Annotated in this window: 1 pseudogene; it reads right to left on the bottom strand. The window is 35.2% G+C overall.

Features of this window, described 5'->3' with window-relative positions:
* Positions 1–304, bottom strand: a pseudogene (locus KVT37_RS32075) (poly(3-hydroxybutyrate) depolymerase); the annotation flags it as partial.

The raw sequence follows: 304 nt of genomic DNA, 5'->3' as shown, positions 1-304 counted from the left end.
AAAGGTGAGCCAATATCTAAGTTATTAGCAGTATTAGGCTTAAAGTATTTAAAAGTAGGCCGTGATAGGTTCTCTATATATACTGCTTCTTCTAAATTAGGATATAACTCTGCTAATGGAACCTTTACACCTAATTCATGCTTATTATCGCTTTTATACAGCTCATTCTTGATGATGTATGTGCCATTCTCAACTAAATGCCATTCTAGCAGCGTATTCTTTTTGCCGCCCTTAAACGCTTCAGTAATAAATACACATTCTGTTATCTGTTTTTTGTCCCAGGTAATCGGTATGAAACAGTCTG

Origin of the sequence: Mesorhizobium sp. GbtcB19, assembly GCF_019091085.1 — a bacterium.
Lineage (GTDB): Bacteria > Pseudomonadota > Alphaproteobacteria > Rhizobiales > Rhizobiaceae > Mesorhizobium.
This window is presented reverse-complemented; position numbering and strand designations above follow the sequence as displayed.